The organism is Pseudomonas palmensis (genome assembly GCF_017848315.1).
In the GTDB taxonomy this organism is placed as follows: Bacteria; Pseudomonadota; Gammaproteobacteria; order Pseudomonadales; family Pseudomonadaceae; genus Aquipseudomonas; species Aquipseudomonas palmensis.
The window spans coordinates 62444-82710 of sequence record NZ_JAFKEC010000015.1; the positions used below are offsets into that span (position 1 = coordinate 62444).

Consider the following 20267-nt stretch of genomic DNA (forward strand, 5'->3'; position numbering starts at 1 on the left):
CGAAGGTGCGCAGAAGGTGAGGCGAACCGGCGCGACGATGGGCTCGTCGCGCCGATCAGGTTACGGCAGGACCTGCTTGAATGGCTTCACCAGCACTTCGGCATATACACCCGCCGCAATGTAAGGATCCGCATCTGCCCAGGCCTTGGCAGCCTCGAGCGACTCGAACTCGGCGACGATCAGGCTGCCACTGAACCCGGCCGCGCCAGGGTCGTTGCTGTCGATCGCCGGGTGCGGGCCGGCCAGTACGATGCGGCCTTCGGCCTTGAGCTGCTGCAGGCGCTCAAGGTGCGCCGGGCGTGCAGCCAGGCGGGCTTGCAGCGAATCGGCAACGTCTGTGGCGATGATGGCGTAGAGCATGTCAGTCCTCGGTCTTGGGGGTAGTAGGGTCGCTGTCGTGCAGGTGACGGGACAGGTAGACACCCTGGCCCACCAGGAACAGTACGGTCATGCCCAGGCTGCCGAATACCTTGAAGTCCACCCAGATGTCCTGGAAGGTGAAGGCAACGAACAGGTTGGCCGCGCCGCAGAACAGGAAGAACGCGATCCACGCCAGGTTCAGGCGTGTCCACACCGGCTCGGGCAAGGTCAGCGCATGGCCCATGATGCGCTTGATCAATACACGGTCACCAATGAAGTGACTGCCCGCAAAAGCGGTGGCGAACAGCCAGTTCACCGCCGGGGCCTTCCACTTGAGGAAGGTCTCGCTGTGGAAGGCCAGGGTCAGGCCGCCAAATACCAGGCATGCCACCAGGGTCAGCCACTGGCCCTTCTCCAGCTTGCGCTGGCGGATCAGCAATGCGCCATACACCACCAGCGAACTGATGATCAGCACCGCCGTGGCGCTGTAGATGCCGCCCAGCTCGAACGACTGGCCGGCAACGTCGACCGTGCGCGGGTCGAGCTTGTAGACGATGAAAAACAGGAACAACGGGATGAAATCGATGAATTGTTTCACAGTGGCAGCCAGAAGCAGGATGTGACGGCATAATAACAAACATCAATGAGAGCGTATGCGCCACCTATGAATGTTGATCTGCACTGCCACAGCACCGCTTCCGATGGCGCCCTGTCGCCCACGGCGCTGGTCGCTCGCGCCCATGAACACGGCGTGCGGATGCTTTCGCTGACCGACCACGACACCCTCGAAGGCCAGCTCGAAGCCCAGGCTGCCACCCAGGCGCTGGACATGCAGTGGGTCAGCGGGGTCGAGCTGTCCTGCGCCTGGGGCGGGGCGACGATTCACATCCTGGGCTACAACTTCCCGCTCGATGCCGAACCGCTGCAGCGCGCCGTCGAGTCGCTGCACCGTGGACGCTGGCTGCGCTCCGAGGAAATCGACCGGCGGCTGGCGCTCAAGGGCATGCCCGGCGCGCTGGACGGCGCCCGTGCCATCCAGCAGGAGCTGGGCGACAGCGGCAATGCGCCGGCCCGTCCGCACTTTGCCGAGTACCTGGTGCGTGCCGGCCACGTCAAGGACCGCGGCGAAGCCTTTCGCAAGTGGCTGGGCGCCGGCAAGCTGGGGGATGTGAAGCTGCACTGGCCAAGCCTGGAAGACACCGTGCAGACCCTGCGCCAGTCCCACGCATGGGTCAGCCTTGCCCACCCGATGCACTACGAATTAACCCGCAGCAAGCGTCGACGCCTGATTGCCGACTATATTCAAGCAGGTGGCCAGGCGCTGGAAGTGGTGAACGGGATGATGCCCGCCGAACAGGTGGGCACGATGTCGATCCTGGCCCGTGAGTTCGGTCTGCTGGCCAGCGCCGGCAGCGATTTCCATGGCCCGGGCGCCTGGTCTGAGATCGGTGTCTACCGGCCGTTGCCGGAGGACCTGCCACCCCTGTGGCGTCGATTCAAACATGAGCAGCCCACTGCACCCGTCTGAACAGGTAGAAAACGTGAGTCAATTTTTCCAGATTCATGCGGAAAACCCGCAACCGCGCCTGATCAAGCAGGCCGTCGAGATCATCCGCAAGGGTGGGGTGGTGGTCTACCCTACCGATTCGTCCTACGCCATGGGTTGCCAGATCGGCGACAAGTCTGCCGTGGAGCGCGTGCGCCGCTTGCGCGGGCTGGACAAGAGCCACAACTTCACGCTGATCTGCTGCGACCTGTCGCAGATGGGCCTGTTCGCCAAGATCGACACCGCCACGTTCCGCCTGCTCAAGGCGCATGTGCCGGGGCCCTATACCTTCATCCTCAATGGCACCCGCGAAGTACCGCGCCTGCTGTTGCACGAGAAGCGCCGCACCATCGGCCTGCGCGTGCCGCAAAACCCCATTCTGCTGGCCTTGCTCGAAGAGCTGGGCGAGCCGTTGATGAGCGTCAGCCTGATCCTGCCAGGCGACGACGAACCCATGACCGACCCGTACGAGATCCGTCAGCGCCTGGAAAAACAGGTCGACCTGATCATCGACGGCGGTTACGGCGACCTCAAGGCCTCCACCATCATCGACCTGACCGGGGAGGAGGCGGTGCTGGTGCGTGAAGGCTGCGGCGACCCGGCGCCCTTCATGGCCGAAGCGTGAACCAGGTCGCTGCGGTCGAGCCGGCCCTGGACCCACAGGCCGGCGCCCAGCAGGAGCTGCCACTGGTGATGGTGTATGGCGAAGCCATGACCGAGATGCCGGTGGACCTGTACATCCCGCCCGATGCGCTGGAAGTGTTCCTCGAAGCCTTCGAGGGCCCGCTCGACCTGCTGCTGTACCTGATTCGCAAGCAGAACGTGGATATTCTCGACATCCCGGTGGCGGAGATCACGCGCCAGTACATGGGCTATGTCGAGCTGATGAAGACCGTACGCCTGGAACTGGCCGCCGAGTACCTGGTGATGGCCGCGATGCTGGCCGAGATCAAGTCGCGCATGCTGCTGCCGCGCTCTGCCGAAGTGGAGCAGGAAGAGGACGATCCGCGTGCCGAACTGATTCGCCGGCTGCAGGAGTACGAACGTTTCAAGGCCGCCGCCGAAGGCATCGACGGCCTGAGCCGGGTTGGCCGCGAGGTGATCGTACCGCGCCTGGAGGCACCCCAGGCCAAGGCGCGCAAGCTGTTGCCCGACGTTGCGCTGGAAGAGGTGCTGATGTCGATGGCCGAGGTGCTGCGCCGCGGCGACATGTTCGAGAGCCATCAGGTCAGCCGCGAGGCGCTGTCGACCCGCGAGCGCATGAGCGATGTGCTCGAGCGCCTCAAGGGCGGCGGCTTCGTGCCCTTCGTCGAGCTGTTCACGGCCGAGGAGGGCAAGCTGGGGGTGGTGGTGACCTTCATGGCCATCCTCGAACTGGTCAAGGAATCTCTCGTCGAACTGGTGCAGAATGAGCCCTTCGCTCCCATCCATGTCCGCGCCCGGGCCGAATAACCGTACACGAGCACCCCAATGAACCTGACCGACCCCCGTGACCTGGCGCCGCTGCTGGAAGCCTTCCTGCTCGCCTCTGGCAAGGCGCAATCGCTGGAGCGCCTGTACGAGCTGTTCGAAGAGGCCGAGCGCCCTGAGCCCGGCGTGTTCAAGAAGGCCCTCGAGGTGCTGCGCAAGTCCTGTGCCGGGCGCGCGTTCGAGCTCAAGGAGGTGGCCTCGGGCTACCGCCTGCAGATCCGCGAGGACTACGCGCCCTGGGTCGGGCGGCTGTGGGAAGAACGGCCGCAGCGCTATTCGCGTGCGTTGCTCGAAACCATTGCGCTGATCGCCTATCGCCAGCCAATCACCCGTGGCGAGATCGAGGATGTGCGGGGCGTGGCGGTGAACACCAATATCATCAAGACCCTGCTCGAGCGCGAGTGGGTGCGCATCGTGGGCTACCGCGAAGTGCCCGGCAAACCGGCGATGTTCGCCACCACCAAGGCCTTTCTCGACCACTTCAACCTGAAGAACCTCGACGAGCTGCCCTCGCTGGCCGAGTTGCGCGAGATGGAGCCCGAGCCATTGCTGGAAGTGGATGACGCACCGGTGCCAGCCCACCTGCAGGCCCTGGCCGACGAGAGCGCCGAGCCCGAAGCACCGGTCGAGGAGACCAGCTTTCACAGCCTGTTGCTGGAGCTGGACTCGATGGAGCAGGGGCTCAAGACCGACTTCGACGACCTGCTCGAGGAGGCCGATGAACCCGATGAGGGCCAGGCAGCGCCCGGTTCGCCGCAGGGCTGAGCAGCCTTCGAGCGGAAAACAGCGTCCTGGGGTGCAATATCGGCTAGTCTGTGGTGCGTTTGTCGTCGGTTCGGCGTATGATTCGCGACCTTTTTTGGCGCTTGTTTGGCCAATTCAATGATTTTCAGCAGCACTACACCGGGAGGTGCCCAGATGAGTGAACAGGATCTGCACGATAGCCCGCCGCGTCCAGCCGGCGAAAAACTGCAAAAGGTACTCGCGCGCATCGGCGTGGGTTCGCGCCGCGACGTCGAGGCCTGGATCAGCCAGGGTCGCATCAAGGTCAATGGCGTGGACGCCACCCTTGGCCAGCGCGTCGACATGCACGACGCGATTTCGGTCGACGGCCGCCTGATCAAGCGTGAAGAAGCCGCAGAGACCGTGCGCCGCGTCATCATGTACAACAAGCCCGACGGCGAGATCTGCACCCGTGACGACCCGGAAGGTCGTCCGACCGTGTTCGATCGCCTGCCGCGCCCGAAAGAGGGCCGCTGGATCAACGTCGGTCGCCTGGACATCAACACCACCGGCCTGCTGATGTTCACCACCGATGGTGAGCTGGCCAACCGCCTGATGCACCCGTCGTCCGAAATGGACCGTGAATACGCAGTGCGTGTACGCGGCGAAGTGGACGAAGACATGATCGCGCGCCTGAAGGCGGGCGTGGTGCTCGAAGACGGTCCGGCGCGTTTCACCGACATTCAGGAAGCCCCGGGCGGTGAAGGTTTCAACCACTGGTACCACTGCGTGGTGATGGAAGGCCGCAACCGTGAGGTGCGTCGCCTGTGGGAATCCCAGGGCCTGGTGGTCAGCCGCCTGAAGCGTGTGCGCTTTGGCCCGGTGTTCCTCAACAGCGACCTGCCGATGGGCCGCTGGCGCGAAATGAGCCAGGGCGAAGTGGACATCCTGGCTGCCGAAGTGGGGCTCAAGCCGGTGGCGATGCCAGCGATGAAGGCCAAGGTCAAGGACAAGCTCGAGCGCATGCAGCGCAAGTCGTCCAAGCCGGTGGGCCGTGGCGAGCGCGTGCGCACCCTGCGCCCGGCCAAGGAAGGTGGCGCGCCCACCGAGCGCGCAGCGCGCCAGCCGCGTGACGACTCGCCACGCAAGGGCCGCAGCACCGTGGCCGAGCGTCCGAGCGACATGAACAAGCGCAAGCCGGCCGGCTCCGCACCCAAGCGGCCGGGCAGCAGCCGTGGCAAGCCGCCGCGGGCTGAGTAAGCGCTCACACAAGCCAACCTTCGGGTTGGCTTTTTTGTGCCTGTGGTGTTTTCACGTGCCCTTCGCCGGCAAGGCCGGTTCCTACAGGCATTGCACTCGCAGTGTAGGAGTCGGCGTTGCCGGCGGAGGGCCGGCGCAGACACTCCAAGGCAACCAGTGGAAACTTTTTGAACCACGTCGTAAATAATTCGTTACGACTTGTGGCGTACTGATTGGGCAAGCCAGCCCATCCTTCAGGCTGTAAACAAACCTTGCCGAAAACGTCGGCGACGCTCACCTTCCGTCCACGTCAACCTCTTGCCCAACCCCCGCAACCACGGTGTGATAGCCGCCATTGCCAAGTGCAAAAGCCCCGCCGCAGAGCTGGGCAAGCCATAACAAGAAATGGAGGCGCCATGCACGCCGTACACTCCCCCAGGCTCCAGAACCCCCGCCGGACCGCTGCGTCTTGTCATCCGACAGTCACGCAACGTGTTGACCCCTGCGCCAAAGCAAGGGTATACAATGCGCCGCGTTTTAACTGTGACCCAACTGCGTACCGCGCAACCTTGCTGACTCCGGGCTGATTCGCCTCGGGCTGCCGCCCGTGCCGAAGGCTCTGGTCCAAGACTCCTCAAGGTATACCACCTTGTTAATTCCGCTGCGCCACGAGCGCGGTGGGTCCGATTCCGTCACAGATAAAAACAAACAGGTGACTCCGTTCATGAGTGGACAAAACTCGCATTCAGGTGAGCTCAAGCGTGGCCTGAAAAACCGCCACATCCAGCTGATCGCCCTCGGTGGCGCCATCGGCACCGGCCTGTTCCTGGGTTCGGCCGGGGTGATGCAATCGGCCGGCCCGTCGATGATCCTGGGCTATGCGATCTGCGGCTTCATTGCCTTCCTGATCATGCGCCAGCTGGGCGAGATGATCGTCGAAGAGCCGGTGGCCGGCTCCTTCGCCCACTTCGCCCACAAGTACTGGGGCGGTTTCGCCGGCTTCCTGTCGGGCTGGAACTGCTGGGTGCTGTACATCCTGGTGGGGATGTCGGAGCTGACCGCGGTCGGCAAGTATGTCCACTACTGGTGGCCGGAGATCCCCACCTGGGCCTCGGCAGCCGCATTCTTCATCCTCATCAACGCGATCAACCTGGCCAACGTGAAGGTGTTCGGCGAGGCGGAGTTCTGGTTCGCGATCATCAAGGTGCTGGCCATCGTCGGCATGATCGGCCTGGGCAGCTACCTGCTGGTCAGTGGCAGCGGCGGCCCTGAAGCCTCGGTCACCAACCTGTGGGCCCACGGCGGTTTCTTCCCGCACGGCGTCGGCGGCCTGGTGATGGCCATGGCGATCATCATGTTCTCCTTCGGCGGCCTGGAAATGCTCGGGTTCACCGCAGCCGAGGCCGACAAGCCGAAGACCGTGATCCCCAAGGCGATCAACCAGGTCATCTACCGCATCCTGATCTTCTACATCGGTGCCCTGGTAGTACTGCTGTCGCTGACCCCGTGGGACAGCCTGGTCAGCAGCCTGACCAGCTCGGGCGATGCCTACAGCGCCAGCCCGTTCGTGCAGGTGTTCTCGCTGCTGGGCAGCAACACCGCAGCGCATATCCTCAACTTCGTGGTGCTGACCGCGGCGCTGTCGGTGTACAACAGCGGCACCTACTGCAACGCGCGCATGCTCTACGGCATGGCCGAGCAGGGTGATGCGCCGGCCAGCCTGGCCAAGATCGACAAGCGTGGCGTGCCGGTACGCTCGATTCTGGCGTCGGCAGCCGTTACCGTGGTGGCGGTGCTGCTCAACTACCTGATGCCGCACAGCGCCCTGGAGCTGCTGATGTCGCTGGTGGTGGCGACCCTGGTGATCAACTGGGCGATGATCAGCTATTCGCACCTCAAGTTCCGCCAGCACATGGACCGTACCGGTCAGAAGTCGCTGTTCCGCGCGCTGATCTACCCCTACGGCAACTACCTCTGCCTGGCGTTCGTGGTGTTCATCCTGGGCATCATGCTGCTGATGCCGGGCATCCGTGTATCGGTGTACGCGATTCCGGTATGGCTGGTGGTGATGTGGGGCTTCTACTGGCTCAAGAGCAAGCGCAGCGCCAACGGCGCCCCTGCAGTGCCGAGCGCCGCCCTCAAGTAAGCGCAGGATGCTGCAATGAAAGCCCGGCCTTGTGCCGGGCTTTTTGGTTTTGTGCACCAGGGCGGGTATCCTGAAGGCCAATTCGCGCAAAGCCAGGCCCATGCTGATCATTTCCAACGCCGTGCACATTCCCGATGACGAGATCGAATTGAACGCCATTCGCGCCCAGGGCGCCGGTGGGCAGAACGTCAACAAGGTCTCCAGCGCCGTGCACCTGCGCTTTGACATCAATGCCTCGTCACTGCCGCCGTTTCACAAGGAACGGTTGCTGGGCCTGCGTGACAGCCGGATCACCAGCGACGGGGTGATCGTGCTCAAGGCCCAGCAATACCGTACCCAGGAGCAGAACCGGGCCGACGCCCTGGAGCGCTTGCGCGAACTGATTCTGGCGGCGGTGAAGGTCGAGAAGGCGCGGCGGCCTACGCGCCCGACCCTGGGCTCCAAGACCCGTCGCCTGGAGTCAAAGAGCAAGCGCAGGGCGATCAAGGCCGGGCGCGGCAAGATCGACTACTGAAGCGTGTGGCGTACCGGGTTCAGTCGTGCCTGGCGGTACAGGTAAAGGCTGAGCAGCAGGCCGCACAAGGCGGCGATTGCCGCAAACAGAAAGATCGAGGCAAAGCCGAAACCTGCCGCCACGGCCCCCGCCAGTGGTCCAGTTATACCCAGCGACAGGTCAATGAACAGTGAGTAGGCCCCCACCGCGGCACCGCGGTTGGCCGCCGGCACCAGATTGACCGCCTCTACCCCCAGCGCCGGGAATACCAGCGAAAAGCCGAAGCCGCTCAGTGCCGCACCGGCCAGTGCCAGTTCGGCGCTGGGGGCCAGCCACAGCAGCAACAGGCCGATCGTCTCCACGCTCAGGCAGGCAATGGCGACACGGTAGCCGCCCAGACGGTTGATCAGGTTGCCGAACAGCAGGCGTGCGCTGATGAAGCTGGCGCCGAACAGGCTCAGGCACAAGGCGGCGTTGTGCCAGGACTGGCTGGCGTAGTACAGGGTAATGAAGGTGGCGATGGTGCCAAAGCCGATCGAGCCCAGCGCCAGCCCCGAGCCATGCCCGAACACCCGCCCCAGCACATGCAGAAACGGCATGCGCACGCCACTGACGATCGGCGCCGCCTGCTTGGGCCAGGCCAGCGCCAGGCCTGCCGCGCACAGCAGCAGGATGCTCACGCCCATGCTCCACAGCCCCAGCTGCTGTACCAGCACCACCCCCAGCGGTGCGCCGATGGCCAGCGCGCCGTAGCTGGCGATGCCGTTCCAGGAGATCACCTTGGCGGTGTGCTGCGCGCCCACCCGGCCGATGCCCCAGCCGATGGCGCCCGAACCCACCAGGCTTTCGGCGCTGCCCAGCACCAGGCGCCCCACCAGCAGGCTGGTCAGGCTCATCCAGGGCGTGGCCTGCAGCCAGGCGGCCAGCAACATGAACACGCCGCTCAGGCCGCAGCCGGCCAGGCCGTACATCACCGCACGCTTGCAGCCCTGATTGTCGATGAGGCGGCTGGCATAGGGGCGGCTGAGCAGGGTGGCGAGGTATTGCACGCTGATCACCAGGCCGGCGACCACGGCGCCGAACCCCAGGGTGTCGTGCACGAAGCCGGGCAGCACGGCCAGGGGAATGCCGATGTTGAGGTAGCCGATGAAGGTGAACAGCACGATGGAGACGACTTGCAGGGTGACCGCCAGGGGGCGCGGTGTGACAGGCATGGAAGGTCCGGGAGGTGACGGGCTGGAGTGCCTATCATAGACCTGTGGAGCGCGGGGAGGGTTCTTGGCGGTGTGAAAACCCGTTGCCGGGGTCGTCCCCTGTCGTAGTGGTTTTCACACGCCGGATAGTGCGCGGTTTATTCCTGTTCGGCGCTCGGGGTTTCGTCGCCATCGGAATCTGCCACGTGGGCAGGTTCGGCGCTGAGAGGAGCAGCAGGCTGCTCGGCTTGGTTCAGGCTTGGGAAGGGAAGATTCGGGATTTCATGCATCTCGTCGTTCCTCGCAAGTTTATAAGGTGGAAAGGCTGCGCAAGGCGCGCTTGGCTTCGATAAAGCCTGGGCAGGATACAGGAGTCTGGATGACAGTATGAATTTTCCTGCTGATTGGTGGCCTTCAGCGGCTTCGCCGGCACGGCCAGCGCCTACACGGATCGACGTCGTCCCTGTAGGAGCCGGCCTTGCCGACGAAGGCTTCAGCGACAGACGTCCGCGATGGCCGCCGCCAGCACCTGCAGCCTGGCCGCATCCGCCCCGGCGATGTTCGCCCGCCCGGTACCGACCATGTACACACTGTGCTTCTCGCGCAGTTGCGTCACTTGCTGCGGTGAGAGGCCGGTGTAGGAGAACATTCCGCGTTGCGCAGCGATATGCGCGAACCGCTCGCTCAGCCCATGGGGCTGCAGCGCCTCGACCAGGCCGACCCGCAGCATGGCGATGCGCTGGCGCATGGCGTCGACTTCATCGGCCCACAGGCGCTTGAGCGCCGGATCGCCAAGAATCGTCGCCACCACCGCCGCGCCATGGTCTGGCGGCGTCGACCACAAGTTGCGTGCAATGGATGCCAGCTGACTGCGCACATCCTGCAGCTTTTCGGCGCTGTCGGCGCATACCAGCAGCGCACCGGTGCGCTCGCGGTACAGGCCGAAGTTCTTCGAGCACGAACTGGTCACCAGCAGCTCCGGCAGGGCCTGGGCAAACAGCCTCACGGCCCAGGCATCCTGCTCCAGCCCGTCACCGAAGCCCTGGTAGGCGAAGTCGATCAGCGGCAGCAGTTCGCGGCGCTTGACCACTTCCAGCACCGCCTGCCAGTCCTGCTGCGACAGGTCGAAGCCGGTGGGGTTGTGGCAGCAGGCGTGCAGCAGCACCACGTCGCCCGTGGGCACCGATTCCAGTGCCGCGAGCATGCCGGTCACGTTCAGGCGGTTGTCTGCGCCCACATAGGGGTAGTGGCTGACCTTCAGGCCGGCACTGGCGAACAGCGTTTCGTGGATCGGCCAGGTCGGGTCGCTCAGCCAGATGCCACGCCCTGGCAGGCACTGGCGGATGAACTCCGCCGCCAGTCGCAGTGCGCCGGTGCCGCCCGGGGTTTGCGTGGCGCCTGCGCGCCGGGCTGCGAGCAGTGGCGCGTCGTCACCGAGTACCAGTTGCGCGATCAGTTGTCCGAAGGCTGCATCCCCGTGACCGCCTACGTAGCTTTTGCTGGTCTGGGCGTCGAGCAGGCGCTGTTCGGCCAGCTTGACCGCCTTGGGCACCGGGGTAAGGCCCTGGGCGTCCTTGAACACGCCAACCCCCAGGTCGAACCTGTCGGGGTTGGTGTCCCTGGCGTACGCCTCCATCAGCCCCAGAATCGGGTCGCCTGGCACGCGCGCGATGGCGCCGAAGTGCATTACTTGCGACCTTCTGCGGTGCTGGCGACCTCATCGGTGCGCGCGGCCATGATGAAGTCGTTGCGGTGCAGGCCCTTGATCGAGTGGCTCCACCAGGTCACGGTGACCTTGCCCCACTCGGTCAGCAGGCCAGGGTGATGGCCTTCGGCTTCGGAGATTTCGCCCACTGCGTTGGTGAACGCCAGGGCATGTTTGAAATTCTTGAACAGGAACACTTTTTCCAGCTGCATGATGCCGTCGCGCACTTCGATGTTCCAATCCGGGATCTGCTTGATCAGTACCGGCAGTTCTTCGTCGCTGACCTGTGGGGCGTCGGCACGGCAGGCTTCGCAATGGGCTTGGTTCAAGGCGTTCATAGGTGATTCTTCCGCAAGTGGTTGTTATAGGTGTACAGGGTGGCTCAAGCGGCCACCTTGGGGGGGAATTTGGGGGCGTGCAGGCCCAGCTGCATGGCGCGTTGAACCATGCCCATGATGTCTTCGTGGGCCAGGTCGAACAAGCGCTTGAGCTGCGGCAGGGCGAAGTACACCGGCTGCAGGATATCGATGCGATACGGCGTGCGCATGGCCTCGAGCGGATCGAAGGCCTGGTGTTCCGGTTCGTCGGACAGGCTGTAGACGGTTTCCTTGGGCGAGGAGAGGATGCCGCCGCCGTAGATCCTGCGGCCCTGCGGGGTGTCCACCAGACCGAACTCGATGGTCATCCAGTACAGGCGGGCCAGGTAGACGCGCTGTTCCTTGGTCGCGGCCAGGCCGAGTTTGCCGTAGGTGTGGGTGAATTCGGCAAACCAGGGGTTGGTCAGCAGCGGGCAGTGGCCGAAGATCTCGTGAAAGATGTCGGGCTCTTGCAGATAGTCGAGTTCTTCTTCGGTGCGAATGAAGGTGGCCACCGGAAAGCGCTTGCTGGCCAGCAGTTCGAAGAAGGTCTGGAAGGGGATCAGGGCCGGCACGCGGGCAACTTGCCAGCCGGTGGTGGCGCCCAGTACCTGGTTTATCTCGCTTAGTTGCGGAATGCGGTCATGAGGCAGGTTCAGTTGTTCGATGCCGTCCAGGTACTCCTGGCACGCGCGCCCCTCGATCACCTTCAGCTGGCGGGTGATCAGGGTATTCCACACCGCATGTTCCTGCGGCGGGTAATCGATAAAACCCTGCGCATCGGGCTCGCGGGCCACGTAGTGCGTCTGTTTCATGCTGCTCTCCTGATGAGGGCCTTTATTGTTATAGGGTGGCTTTCGCCATGCCCTAGGAATACCCCCTCACCCTGGTGTTTGCATCCCGTTGCCTCGTGCCCGGCGGGCGGTTCAACCGTATTTTTGTAACGCAGATTTTACGGTGGTGCCGAAGTGCCGAAAAAACGCAGGTGCTGGTAGCTGTGAATCCGCCTTTTTGTAACGTATTCTTTACGAGAATTCATGCCGTTGTGCAGATAGTTGGCCTCGTCTTCTTGTTTGTAGGACCTTTCATGCGTATCAAAGTGCACTGCCAGAACCGCATCGGTATCTTGCGCGACATGCTCAACCTGCTGGTCGAGTACGGGATCAACGTGGCCCGCGGCGAGGTGGGGGGCGAGCATGGCAATGCCATCTACCTGCACTGCCCGAACCTGATCAACCTGCAGTTCCAGGCGCTGCGCCCCAAGTTCGAAGCCATTACCGGCGTGTTCGGGGTCAAGCGGGTGGGCCTGATGCCCAGCGAGCGCCGGCACATGGAGCTCAATGCCTTGCTGGGTGCGCTGGATTTTCCCGTGCTGTCGATCGACATGGGGGGCTCGATCGTCGCGGCCAACCGTTCGGCGGCGCAGTTGCTCGGGGTGCGGGTGGACGAAGTGCCGGGCATTGCATTGTCGCGGTATGCCGAGGATTTCGACCTGCCGGAGTTGGTGCGGGCCAACAAGTCACGCATCAACGGCTTGCGGGTGAAGATCAAAGGCGATGTGTTCCTGGCCGATATCGCACCGCTGCAGTCCGAGCACGATGACAGCGAGGCGCTGGCAGGGGCCGTGCTGACCCTGCACCGGGCTGACCGCATCGGCGAACGCATCTACAACGTGCGCAAGCAGGAGCTGCGTGGGTTCGACAGCATTTTCCAGAGCTCCAGGGTGATGGCGGCGGTGGTGCGCGAGGCACGTCGCATGGCGCCGCTGGATGCGCCACTGCTGATCGAGGGCGAGACCGGTACCGGCAAGGAGCTGCTGGCCCGTGCCTGCCACCTGGCCAGTCCGCGTGGGCAGGCGCCGCTGATGGCGCTCAACTGTGCCGGGCTGCCCGAGTCGATGGCCGAGACCGAGCTGTTCGGCTACGGGCCGGGGGCGTTCGAAGGCGCCCGCGCCGAGGGCAAGCTTGGCCTGCTGGAACTGACCGCGGGCGGCACGCTGTTTCTCGACGGCGTGGGTGAGATGAGCCCGCGCCTGCAGGTGAAGCTGTTGCGCTTTCTGCAGGACGGTTGCTTTCGCCGGGTGGGCAGTGACGAGGAGGTGTACCTGGATGTGCGGGTGATCTGCGCGACCCAGGTGGACTTGTCGGAGTTGTGCGCCCGCGGCGAGTTTCGCCAGGACCTGTATCACCGCCTCAACGTACTGTCGCTGCACATTCCACCGCTGCGCGAGTGCCTGGACGGCCTGGCGCCGCTGGTGGAGCATTTTCTCGACCAGGCCAGCCGTCAGATTGGCTGCCCGTTGCCGAGCCTGGCACCGGCGGCGATGGAGCGCCTGAGCCAATACCATTGGCCGGGCAACGTGCGGCAACTGGAGAACGTACTGTTCCAGGCGGTTTCATTGTGCGACGGCGGGGTGGTCAAGGCCGAGCATATTCGCCTGCCCGATTATGGCGCGCGCCAACCTTTGGGCGAGTTTTCCCTGGAAGGTGACTTGTCGCAAATAGTCGGTCGTTTCGAAAAAGCCGTACTTGAAAGTTTGCAGGGTGAATTCCCCAGTAGCAGAGCACTGGGTAAACGCCTGGGCGTTTCGCATACCACCATTGCCAACAAGTTGCGTGATTACGCAATCGGTAAAGTTGTGGAGTGACTTTAAAGGCGGGGAAGTTACTGTTTGCAGCGAGGGTGCGCCTCGTCGACACAAGGCCCGAGGCGCAACTACCGTCAGTGTGCTCTATCAGCCGTTGGAGCACCCGTTACCCATGACGCGGTATTCGAGAATGTGCTTCTGGCCTTGGGAGTCCTCGTAGGTCATGCGGGCCGGAACCACTTCGCAGACGTTCGGGACTTCGGTCATGGAAATGACTTTGGCGATGTCCAGATGTTGCGAGTAACTGTATTGTTCAACCGGAATCTGCTCGGCGGAAACATCTGCAACTTCAGCCGCCATGGCCGATGCGCAAAAACTACCGAGTGCCAATACCAGTAAAGCTTTCATCTTCAAGTTACCTGTCTAAGGTCGTAAGGGGTCACGCTGCGCTTGTGGCGCGGCGTGTGCAGCAAGTTGAAACTTTCAGGGTTATCGCGGGATTAACATGCCTTCGTGGGGGCTGTTACCAGTTAATTCGCGTTGCCGTTGCTGGCGAGGTGAATTCTAGGAGTGTGGCGGGCCCCGAAACAGAGCCCGTTTTGATAAACACTGTTGGCGGAAACTGTAACAATCAGTTGAAATTTCACCTCGGGATTTATTTTTCTATCTGTTGCCGCGCTGGAACGCCCGTGCCAGAGCGGTCGACGCGCAGTGTTGGACCAAATGCAGGTCCCGTTACTACCAACGTCGAATGGCCCTTGGCGCTCTGGTACAGTTAAAACGAGGTCATACAAAAACAACTATTACACCGAGGTAACAAAGATGAGTGCGGCTCCCCTGTATCCCGTGCGTCCCGAGGTTGCGGCCAACACGCTGACCGACGAGGCGACCTACAAGGCCATGTACCAGCAGTCGGTGATCAACCCTGACGGCTTCTGGCGCGAGCAAGCTCAGCGCCTCGAGTGGATCAAGCCCTTCACCAAGGTCAAGCAGACCTCGTTCGACGACCACCATGTCGACATCAAGTGGTTTGCCGACGGCACTCTGAACGTTTCCTACAACTGCCTGGACCGTCACCTGGCCGAGCGTGGCGATCAGCTGGCGATCATCTGGGAAGGCGACGACCCTTCCGAGCACCGCAACATCACCTATCGCGAACTGCACGAGCAGGTCTGCAAGTTCGCCAACGCCCTGCGTGGCCAGGACGTGCACCGCGGCGACGTGGTGACCATCTACATGCCGATGATTCCCGAAGCCGTGGTCGCCATGCTGGCGTGCGCGCGTATCGGCGCGATCCACTCGGTGGTGTTCGGCGGCTTCTCGCCCGAGGCGCTGGCCGGGCGCATCATCGACTGCAAGTCCAAGGTCGTGATCACCGCCGACGAAGGGCTGCGTGGCGGGCGTCGTACCGCACTCAAGGCCAACGTCGACCTGGCGCTGACCAACCCGGAAACCGCCAGCGTGCAGAAGATCATCGTGTGCAAGCGCACCGGTGGCGACATTGCCTGGCACCAGCACCGCGACATCTGGTACGAAGACCTGATGAAAGTGGCTTCTGCCCACTGCGCGCCGAAAGAGATGGGCGCCGAAGAAGCGCTGTTCATCCTCTATACCTCCGGCTCCACCGGCAAGCCCAAGGGCGTGCTGCACACCACTGGCGGCTACCTGGTGTACGCCTCGCTGACCCATGAGCGCGTGTTCGACTATCGCCCTGGTGACGTGTACTGGTGCACCGCCGACGTGGGCTGGGTAACCGGTCACAGCTACATCGTCTATGGCCCGCTGGCCAACGGCGCCACCACCCTGCTGTTCGAAGGCGTGCCGAACTACCCGGACATCACCCGTGTGGCGAAGATCGTCGACAAGCACAAGGTCAACATCCTCTACACCGCGCCCACCGCCATTCGCGCGATGATGGCCGAAGGTCAGGCGGCCATGAAGGATGCCGACGGTTCGAGCCTGCGCCTGCTGGGCTCGGTGGGCGAGCCGATCAACCCTGAAGCCTGGAACTGGTACCACACCACCGTGGGCAAGGAGCGTTGCCCGATCGTCGACACCTGGTGGCAGACCGAGACCGGCGGCATCCTGATCAGCCCGCTGCCGGGCGCCACTGCGCTCAAGCCGGGCTCGGCCACCCGTCCGTTCTTCGGCGTGGTGCCGGCGCTGGTGGACAACCTGGGCAACCTGATCGACGGCGCCGCCGAGGGCAACCTGGTGATCCTCGATTCGTGGCCGGGCCAGTCGCGTTCGCTGTACGGCGATCACGACCGTTTCGTCGACACCTACTTCAAGACCTTCCGCGGCATGTACTTCACCGGTGACGGCGCGCGCCGCGACGAAGACGGCTACTACTGGATCACCGGCCGGGTCGACGACGTACTCAACGTCTCGGGCCACCGCATGGGGACCGCCGAGATCGAGAGCGCCATGGTTGCGCACCCGAAGGTCGCCGAGGCGGCGGTCGTCGGTGTGCCGCATGATCTGAAGGGGCAGGGCATCTATGTCTACGTCACGCTCAACGGTGGCGAGGAGCCGAGCGAAGCATTGCGTCTGGAGCTGAAGAACTGGGTGCGCAAGGAGATCGGGCCGATCGCCTCGCCAGACGTGATCCAGTGGGCGCCAGGGCTGCCTAAAACCCGCTCGGGCAAGATCATGCGCCGTATCCTGCGCAAGATCGCCACGGCCGAGTACGACGGCCTGGGCGACATCTCGACGCTGGCCGACCCGGGTGTGGTGCAGCACCTGATCGACACGCACAAGTCGATGAACCTGGCGTCGGCCTGAGTCATCGCCGGCAGGCCGGCCCTTGTAGGGGTCGGCCTGCCGGCGATAGGGCCGGTTGGCTGTCAGCACAAAGCCCCGCACTGCGGGGCTTTTTCATGCCTGTTACGCCGACTTTCATCGGTAACCTTTTCTGTCACCGGTTTCGCACACAAACGGGGCATTGGGAAACGCCGCCGCCCGATCCGGGCGCATCCACCACGCCAATTTTGCATGGCTGCCACGCTGCACTTGCCGGATTACAAGGCTTTGCCAATAATGGGCGCGGTTATTGCTTGATTGATAGGTTATTTGTCTCTCGCTTTTGCATATTCCGCGAAAGCTGTCAATATCTCCGGCCCTGACTTCCGGCGCTTCTGTAACTAGTTGTCGCATTGAAGAAATATCGGGTTCGGAGCTGTCGCTAAAATGCCAATCACTCGCTCGTGATGCCTCGACCCTGTTTCGTCGAGCCCTGCGCAGCTCGCGTTGTACCCATTCGCAACGTCGACGGCCAATCGGCCTGTCACGTATTGCCCTTTACCGATGGAGTTCCCAGATGAAGAAACTCGCACTGCTTGGCGCCCTGGCGCTGTCCGTGTTTTCCCTGGCATCGCTGGCTGATGAAAAACCACTGAAGATCGGCATCGAGGCCGCCTACCCACCGTTCGCTTCCAAGGCGCCGGACGGCAGCATCGTGGGCTTCGACTACGACATCGGCAACGCGCTGTGTGCAGAGATGAAGGTCAAGTGCGTTTGGGTCGAGCAGGAGTTCGACGGCCTGATCCCGGCGCTCAAGGTGCGCAAGATCGACGCCATCCTGTCGTCCATGTCGATCACCGATGATCGCAAGAAGTCCGTGGACTTCACCAAGCGCTACTACCTCACGCCGGCCCGCCTGGTGATGAAGGACGGTACCACCGTCAGCGACAGCCTGGACGAACTCAAGGGCAAGAAGATCGGCGTTCAGCGTGGCTCGATCCACGACCGTTTCGCCAAGGAAGTGCTGGCCCCCAAAGGCGCCACCATCGTTCCCTACGGCACCCAGAACGAAATCTACCTGGACGTTGCCGCCGGTCGTCTGGATGGCACCGTGGCCGATGCGACCCTGCTCGAAGACGGCTTCCTCAAGACCGACGCCGGCAAGGGCTATGCATTCGTAGGCCCGTCCTTCACCGACGCCAAGTACTTCGGTGACGGTATCGGTATCGCCGTGCGCAAGGGCGACGCCCTGAAGGACAAGATCAACACCGCCATCGACGGCATCCGTGCCAATGGCGAGTACAAGAAGATCCAGGACAAGTACTTCAACTTCGACATCTACGGCCCTGACGCGCAGTAATCCGTCGACGTTTCACCTGTTCAATGGTGCAAGCAGCAGAAGCGCTGAGGTTTGCACCATTTTTTCATCCCTAAGGTCGAGGACCTCAACATGTTGAAAGGCTACGGGGCAGTCATCCTCGATGGAGCATGGCTGACGCTACAGCTCGCCTTGTCGTCCATGGCCCTGGCCATCGTACTGGGCCTGATCGGCGTGGCGCTGCGGCTGTCGCCGGTGCGCTGGCTGGCCTGGCTGGGCGACCTGTACGCCACGGTGATCCGCGGGATCCCCGACCTGGTGCTGATCCTGCTGATCTTCTACGGCGGTCAGGACCTGCTCAACCGCGTCGCACCCTTGCTCGGTTTCGACGATTACATCGACCTCAATCCGCTGATGGCGGGTATCGGTACCCTGGGCTTCATCTTTGGTGCATACCTGTCCGAAACCTTCCGCGGCGCTTTCATGGCCATCCCCAAGGGGCAGGCCGAAGCCGGCATGGCCTATGGCATGAGCGGCCTGCAGATCTTCTTCCGGGTGCTGGTGCCGCAGATGATTCGCCTGGCGATCCCTGGCTTCACCAACAACTGGCTGGTACTGACCAAGGCCACCGCACTGATTTCGGTGGTGGGCCTGCAAGACATGATGTTCAAGGCCAAGCAGGCGGCGGACGCGACCCGCGAGCCGTTCACGTTCTTCCTGGCGGTCGCGGCGTTGTACCTGGTGATCACCAGCGTCTCGTTGCTGGCCCTGCGTTACCTCGAGAAACGCTACTCGGTTGGCGTAAAGGCGGCTGATCTATGATTTTCGATTACAACGTCATCTGGGAAGCCATGCCGCTGTACCTGAGCGGCATGCTGACCACGCTCAAGCTGCTGGCGCTGTCGTTGCTGTTCGGCCTGCTGGTGGCAGTGCCGCTGGGCCTGATGCGGGTGTCCAAGCAGCCGCTGGTGAACATGAGCGCCTGGCTCTACACCTACGTGATTCGTGGCACGCCGATGCTGGTACAGCTGTTTCTGATCTATTACGGGCTGGCCCAGTTCGAGGCGGTGCGCGAGAGCTTCCTGTGGCCGTGGCTGTCCAGTGCGACCTTCTGTGCGTGCCTGGCCTTTGCCATCAATACCAGTGCCTACACCGCCGAGATCATCGCCGGCAGCCTCAAGGCCACGCCCCACGGCGAGATCGAGGCGGCCAAGGCGATGGGCATGTCGCGGGTCAAGATGTACCGCCGCATCCTGCTGCCCTCGGCCCTGCGCCGGGCACTGCCGCAATACAGCAATGAAGTGATCATGATGCTGCAGACCACCAGCCTGGCGTCGATCGTGACCCTGATCGACATCACCGGTGCGGCGCGCACGGTCAATGCCCAGTACTACCTGCCGTTCGAGGCGTACATCACCGCCGGTGTGTTCTACCTGTGCCTGACCTTCATTCTGGTGCGCCTGTTCAAGCTGGCTGAACGCCGCTGGCTCGGCTACCTGGCGCCGCGCAAGGGCTGAGCCCGGCGGCAACTTTTTCGCCCCGGGCGCAGGCCCGGGACTGACGCTTTGTGAGAACCGACAGCATGTACAAACTCGAAGTCCAAGACCTGCACAAACGCTATGGCAGTCACGAAGTGCTCAAGGGTGTGTCCCTGGCGGCCAAGGCGGGCGATGTGATCAGCATCATCGGCTCCAGCGGCTCGGGCAAGAGCACCTTCCTGCGCTGCATCAACCTGCTCGAGCAGCCGCATGCCGGCAAGATCCTGCTCAACAACGAAGAGTTGAAGCTGGTGGCGAACAAGGACGGCGCGCTGAAGGCGGCCGACCCCAAGCAGTTGCAGCGCATGCGCTCGCGCCTGTCGATGGTGTTCCAGCACTTCAACCTGTGGTCGCACATGACTGCGCTGGAGAACATCATCGAGGCACCGGTGCACGTGCTGGGCATGAGCCGCAAGGACGCGCTGGAAAAGGCCGAGCACTATCTGGCCAAGGTCGGTGTGTCCCATCGCAAGGATGCCTACCCGGGCCATATGTCCGGTGGTGAGCAGCAGCGTGTGGCGATTGCCCGTGCACTGGCGATGGAGCCTGAAGTGATGCTGTTCGACGAGCCGACCTCGGCGCTGGACCCGGAGCTGGTGGGCGATGTGCTCAAGGTGATGCAGGCGCTGGCCCAGGAAGGCCGCACCATGGTTGTGGTGACCCACGAGATGGGCTTCGCCCGCGAGGTGTCCAACCAGCTGGTGTTCCTGCACAAGGGTGTGGTCGAAGAGAGCGGCAACCCGCGTGAAGTGCTGGTCAACCCGCAGTCCGAGCGGTTGCAGCAGTTCCTGTCCGGCAGCCTGAAATAATCGACCGTGCTACAGTTCGAGGCTGCCGCTTTGCACCAGAAT

The 20267-nt window shown here is 63.1% G+C and carries 22 protein-coding genes; 13 read left to right on the forward strand and 9 right to left on the reverse strand.

The features are described from left to right. Positions 1–60 precede the first annotated feature (60 nt). Both JZZ72_RS11135 and JZZ72_RS11140 read right to left on the reverse strand, forming a co-directional pair. Positions 61–360, reverse strand: coding sequence for a YciI family protein (locus JZZ72_RS11135; protein WP_088514522.1), 300 nt, complete (start codon positions 358–360; stop codon positions 61–63). 1 nt (position 361) lies between these two features. Then, positions 362–958 carry a septation protein A gene (locus JZZ72_RS11140; protein WP_043864111.1) on the reverse strand — a complete coding sequence of 199 codons (597 nt, stop codon included), beginning with the start codon at positions 956–958 and terminating at the stop codon, positions 362–364. Positions 959–1024: 66 nt separating this feature from the next. On the opposite strand from JZZ72_RS11140, the gene JZZ72_RS11145 reads away from it, so the two are divergent. The 5 genes from JZZ72_RS11145 (at position 1025) to rluB (ending at position 5359) form a co-directional block, all read left to right on the forward strand. Next, positions 1025–1888 carry a PHP domain-containing protein gene (locus JZZ72_RS11145; RefSeq protein ID WP_210014467.1) on the forward strand — a complete coding sequence of 288 codons (864 nt, stop codon included), beginning with the start codon at positions 1025–1027 and terminating at the stop codon, positions 1886–1888. Between the two features lie 13 nt (positions 1889–1901). After that, complete coding sequence (locus tag JZZ72_RS11150; RefSeq protein ID WP_043864297.1) at positions 1902–2531, forward strand: L-threonylcarbamoyladenylate synthase; 630 nt, start codon at positions 1902–1904, stop codon at positions 2529–2531. 128 nt (positions 2532–2659) lie between these two features. Then, positions 2660–3358, forward strand: a complete 699-nt coding sequence (locus JZZ72_RS11155; protein WP_162484885.1) for a segregation and condensation protein A — start codon at positions 2660–2662, stop codon at positions 3356–3358. Between the two features lie 18 nt (positions 3359–3376). Further along, positions 3377–4141: an SMC-Scp complex subunit ScpB gene (scpB, locus tag JZZ72_RS11160; protein ID WP_058540764.1), complete on the forward strand. Its 765-nt coding sequence runs from the start codon at positions 3377–3379 to the stop codon at positions 4139–4141. Between the two features lie 153 nt (positions 4142–4294). After that, positions 4295–5359 carry a 23S rRNA pseudouridine(2605) synthase RluB gene (gene rluB, locus JZZ72_RS11165; RefSeq protein ID WP_043864107.1) on the forward strand — a complete coding sequence of 355 codons (1065 nt, stop codon included), beginning with the start codon at positions 4295–4297 and terminating at the stop codon, positions 5357–5359. Between the two features lie 4 nt (positions 5360–5363). Here rluB and JZZ72_RS11170 read toward each other — a convergent pair whose 3' ends face one another. After that, positions 5364–5636, reverse strand: coding sequence for a hypothetical protein (locus JZZ72_RS11170; RefSeq protein WP_152644145.1), 273 nt, complete (start codon positions 5634–5636; stop codon positions 5364–5366). A 426-nt stretch (positions 5637–6062) separates the two neighbouring features. Here JZZ72_RS11170 and JZZ72_RS11175 point away from each other — a divergent pair, with 426 nt between their 5' ends. Beyond that, positions 6063–7484, forward strand: a complete 1422-nt coding sequence (locus tag JZZ72_RS11175) for an amino acid permease (protein WP_043864106.1) — start codon at positions 6063–6065, stop codon at positions 7482–7484. Positions 7485–7584: 100 nt separating this feature from the next. Further along, a complete protein-coding gene (gene arfB, locus JZZ72_RS11180; RefSeq protein WP_210014468.1) occupies positions 7585–7998 on the forward strand; it encodes an alternative ribosome rescue aminoacyl-tRNA hydrolase ArfB in 414 nt (137 codons plus the stop codon). On the opposite strand, the gene JZZ72_RS11185 is transcribed toward arfB, so the two are convergent. The 5 genes from JZZ72_RS11185 to phhA all read right to left on the reverse strand — a co-directional run bounded on the left by JZZ72_RS11185 (position 7992) and on the right by phhA (position 12046). Continuing rightward, positions 7992–9191 (reverse strand): MFS transporter, encoded by a 1200-nt coding sequence (locus JZZ72_RS11185; protein WP_058540765.1) that lies wholly within the window; start codon positions 9189–9191, stop codon positions 7992–7994. The genes arfB and JZZ72_RS11185 overlap by 7 nt on opposite strands. A 137-nt stretch (positions 9192–9328) precedes the next feature. After that, the gene (locus tag JZZ72_RS28000; protein WP_255002693.1) at positions 9329–9460 is read right to left on the reverse strand and encodes a hypothetical protein; all 132 of its coding nucleotides are present in this window, start codon (positions 9458–9460) and stop codon (positions 9329–9331) included. Between the two features lie 203 nt (positions 9461–9663). Then, positions 9664–10857, reverse strand: a complete 1194-nt coding sequence (locus JZZ72_RS11190; protein WP_210014469.1) for an amino acid aminotransferase — start codon at positions 10855–10857, stop codon at positions 9664–9666. Beyond that, the gene (locus tag JZZ72_RS11195) at positions 10857–11213 is read right to left on the reverse strand and encodes a 4a-hydroxytetrahydrobiopterin dehydratase (protein ID WP_036994257.1); all 357 of its coding nucleotides are present in this window, start codon (positions 11211–11213) and stop codon (positions 10857–10859) included. The genes JZZ72_RS11190 and JZZ72_RS11195 overlap by 1 nt, the downstream gene beginning before the upstream one ends. Before the next feature lie 44 nt (positions 11214–11257). Beyond that, positions 11258–12046, reverse strand: coding sequence for a phenylalanine 4-monooxygenase (gene phhA / locus JZZ72_RS11200; protein WP_043860279.1), 789 nt, complete (start codon positions 12044–12046; stop codon positions 11258–11260). Between the two features lie 272 nt (positions 12047–12318). Here phhA and JZZ72_RS11205 point away from each other — a divergent pair, with 272 nt between their 5' ends. Beyond that, a complete protein-coding gene (locus tag JZZ72_RS11205) occupies positions 12319–13878 on the forward strand; it encodes a sigma-54-dependent phenylalanine hydroxylase transcriptional regulator PhhR (RefSeq protein ID WP_043860280.1) in 1560 nt (519 codons plus the stop codon). An 87-nt stretch (positions 13879–13965) separates the two neighbouring features. Here the strand turns inward: JZZ72_RS11205 and JZZ72_RS11210 are convergent, their stop codons facing one another. After that, positions 13966–14226 carry a DUF2790 domain-containing protein gene (locus tag JZZ72_RS11210; protein ID WP_043860281.1) on the reverse strand — a complete coding sequence of 87 codons (261 nt, stop codon included), beginning with the start codon at positions 14224–14226 and terminating at the stop codon, positions 13966–13968. Between the two features lie 414 nt (positions 14227–14640). Between JZZ72_RS11210 and acs the strand changes: the two genes are divergently transcribed. From acs to JZZ72_RS11235, 5 genes are all read left to right on the forward strand, one after another. Further along, positions 14641–16602, forward strand: coding sequence for an acetate--CoA ligase (gene acs / locus JZZ72_RS11215; protein WP_043860282.1), 1962 nt, complete (start codon positions 14641–14643; stop codon positions 16600–16602). A 535-nt stretch (positions 16603–17137) separates the two neighbouring features. Beyond that, positions 17138–17920 (forward strand): ABC transporter substrate-binding protein, encoded by a 783-nt coding sequence (locus JZZ72_RS11220; RefSeq protein WP_043860283.1) that lies wholly within the window; start codon positions 17138–17140, stop codon positions 17918–17920. Positions 17921–18010: 90 nt separating this feature from the next. Next, positions 18011–18700, forward strand: a complete 690-nt coding sequence (locus tag JZZ72_RS11225; protein WP_054916585.1) for an ABC transporter permease — start codon at positions 18011–18013, stop codon at positions 18698–18700. After that, positions 18697–19395 (forward strand): ABC transporter permease, encoded by a 699-nt coding sequence (locus JZZ72_RS11230; protein WP_054916584.1) that lies wholly within the window; start codon positions 18697–18699, stop codon positions 19393–19395. Before JZZ72_RS11225 ends, JZZ72_RS11230 begins: the two co-directional genes overlap by 4 nt. 65 nt (positions 19396–19460) lie before the next feature. Next, positions 19461–20225, forward strand: a complete 765-nt coding sequence (locus JZZ72_RS11235) for an ABC transporter ATP-binding protein (RefSeq protein WP_043860285.1) — start codon at positions 19461–19463, stop codon at positions 20223–20225. The last annotated feature ends 42 nt before the right edge of the window (positions 20226–20267 follow it).

Bases quoted from the DNA above. Each gene is read 5' to 3' on its own strand.
- JZZ72_RS11135 (WP_088514522.1), bottom strand. From the start codon at position 360: ATGCTCTACGCCATCATCGCCACAGACGTTGCCGATTCGCTGCAAGCC.
- JZZ72_RS11145 (WP_210014467.1), top strand. From the start codon at position 1,025: ATGAATGTTGATCTGCACTGCCACAGCACCGCTTCCGATGGCGCCCTG.
- scpB (WP_058540764.1), top strand. From the start codon at position 3,377: ATGAACCTGACCGACCCCCGTGACCTGGCGCCGCTGCTGGAAGCCTTC.
- rluB (WP_043864107.1), top strand. From the start codon at position 4,295: ATGAGTGAACAGGATCTGCACGATAGCCCGCCGCGTCCAGCCGGCGAA.
- JZZ72_RS11175 (WP_043864106.1), top strand. From the start codon at position 6,063: ATGAGTGGACAAAACTCGCATTCAGGTGAGCTCAAGCGTGGCCTGAAA.
- arfB (WP_210014468.1), top strand. From the start codon at position 7,585: ATGCTGATCATTTCCAACGCCGTGCACATTCCCGATGACGAGATCGAA.
- JZZ72_RS11185 (WP_058540765.1), bottom strand. From the start codon at position 9,191: ATGCCTGTCACACCGCGCCCCCTGGCGGTCACCCTGCAAGTCGTCTCC.
- JZZ72_RS28000 (WP_255002693.1), bottom strand. From the start codon at position 9,460: ATGCATGAAATCCCGAATCTTCCCTTCCCAAGCCTGAACCAAGCCGAG.
- JZZ72_RS11190 (WP_210014469.1), bottom strand. From the start codon at position 10,857: ATGCACTTCGGCGCCATCGCGCGCGTGCCAGGCGACCCGATTCTGGGG.
- JZZ72_RS11195 (WP_036994257.1), bottom strand. From the start codon at position 11,213: ATGAACGCCTTGAACCAAGCCCATTGCGAAGCCTGCCGTGCCGACGCC.
- phhA (WP_043860279.1), bottom strand. From the start codon at position 12,046: ATGAAACAGACGCACTACGTGGCCCGCGAGCCCGATGCGCAGGGTTTT.
- JZZ72_RS11205 (WP_043860280.1), top strand. From the start codon at position 12,319: ATGCGTATCAAAGTGCACTGCCAGAACCGCATCGGTATCTTGCGCGAC.
- JZZ72_RS11210 (WP_043860281.1), bottom strand. From the start codon at position 14,226: ATGAAAGCTTTACTGGTATTGGCACTCGGTAGTTTTTGCGCATCGGCC.
- acs (WP_043860282.1), top strand. From the start codon at position 14,641: ATGAGTGCGGCTCCCCTGTATCCCGTGCGTCCCGAGGTTGCGGCCAAC.
- JZZ72_RS11220 (WP_043860283.1), top strand. From the start codon at position 17,138: ATGAAGAAACTCGCACTGCTTGGCGCCCTGGCGCTGTCCGTGTTTTCC.
- JZZ72_RS11225 (WP_054916585.1), top strand. From the start codon at position 18,011: ATGTTGAAAGGCTACGGGGCAGTCATCCTCGATGGAGCATGGCTGACG.
- JZZ72_RS11230 (WP_054916584.1), top strand. From the start codon at position 18,697: ATGATTTTCGATTACAACGTCATCTGGGAAGCCATGCCGCTGTACCTG.
- JZZ72_RS11235 (WP_043860285.1), top strand. From the start codon at position 19,461: ATGTACAAACTCGAAGTCCAAGACCTGCACAAACGCTATGGCAGTCAC.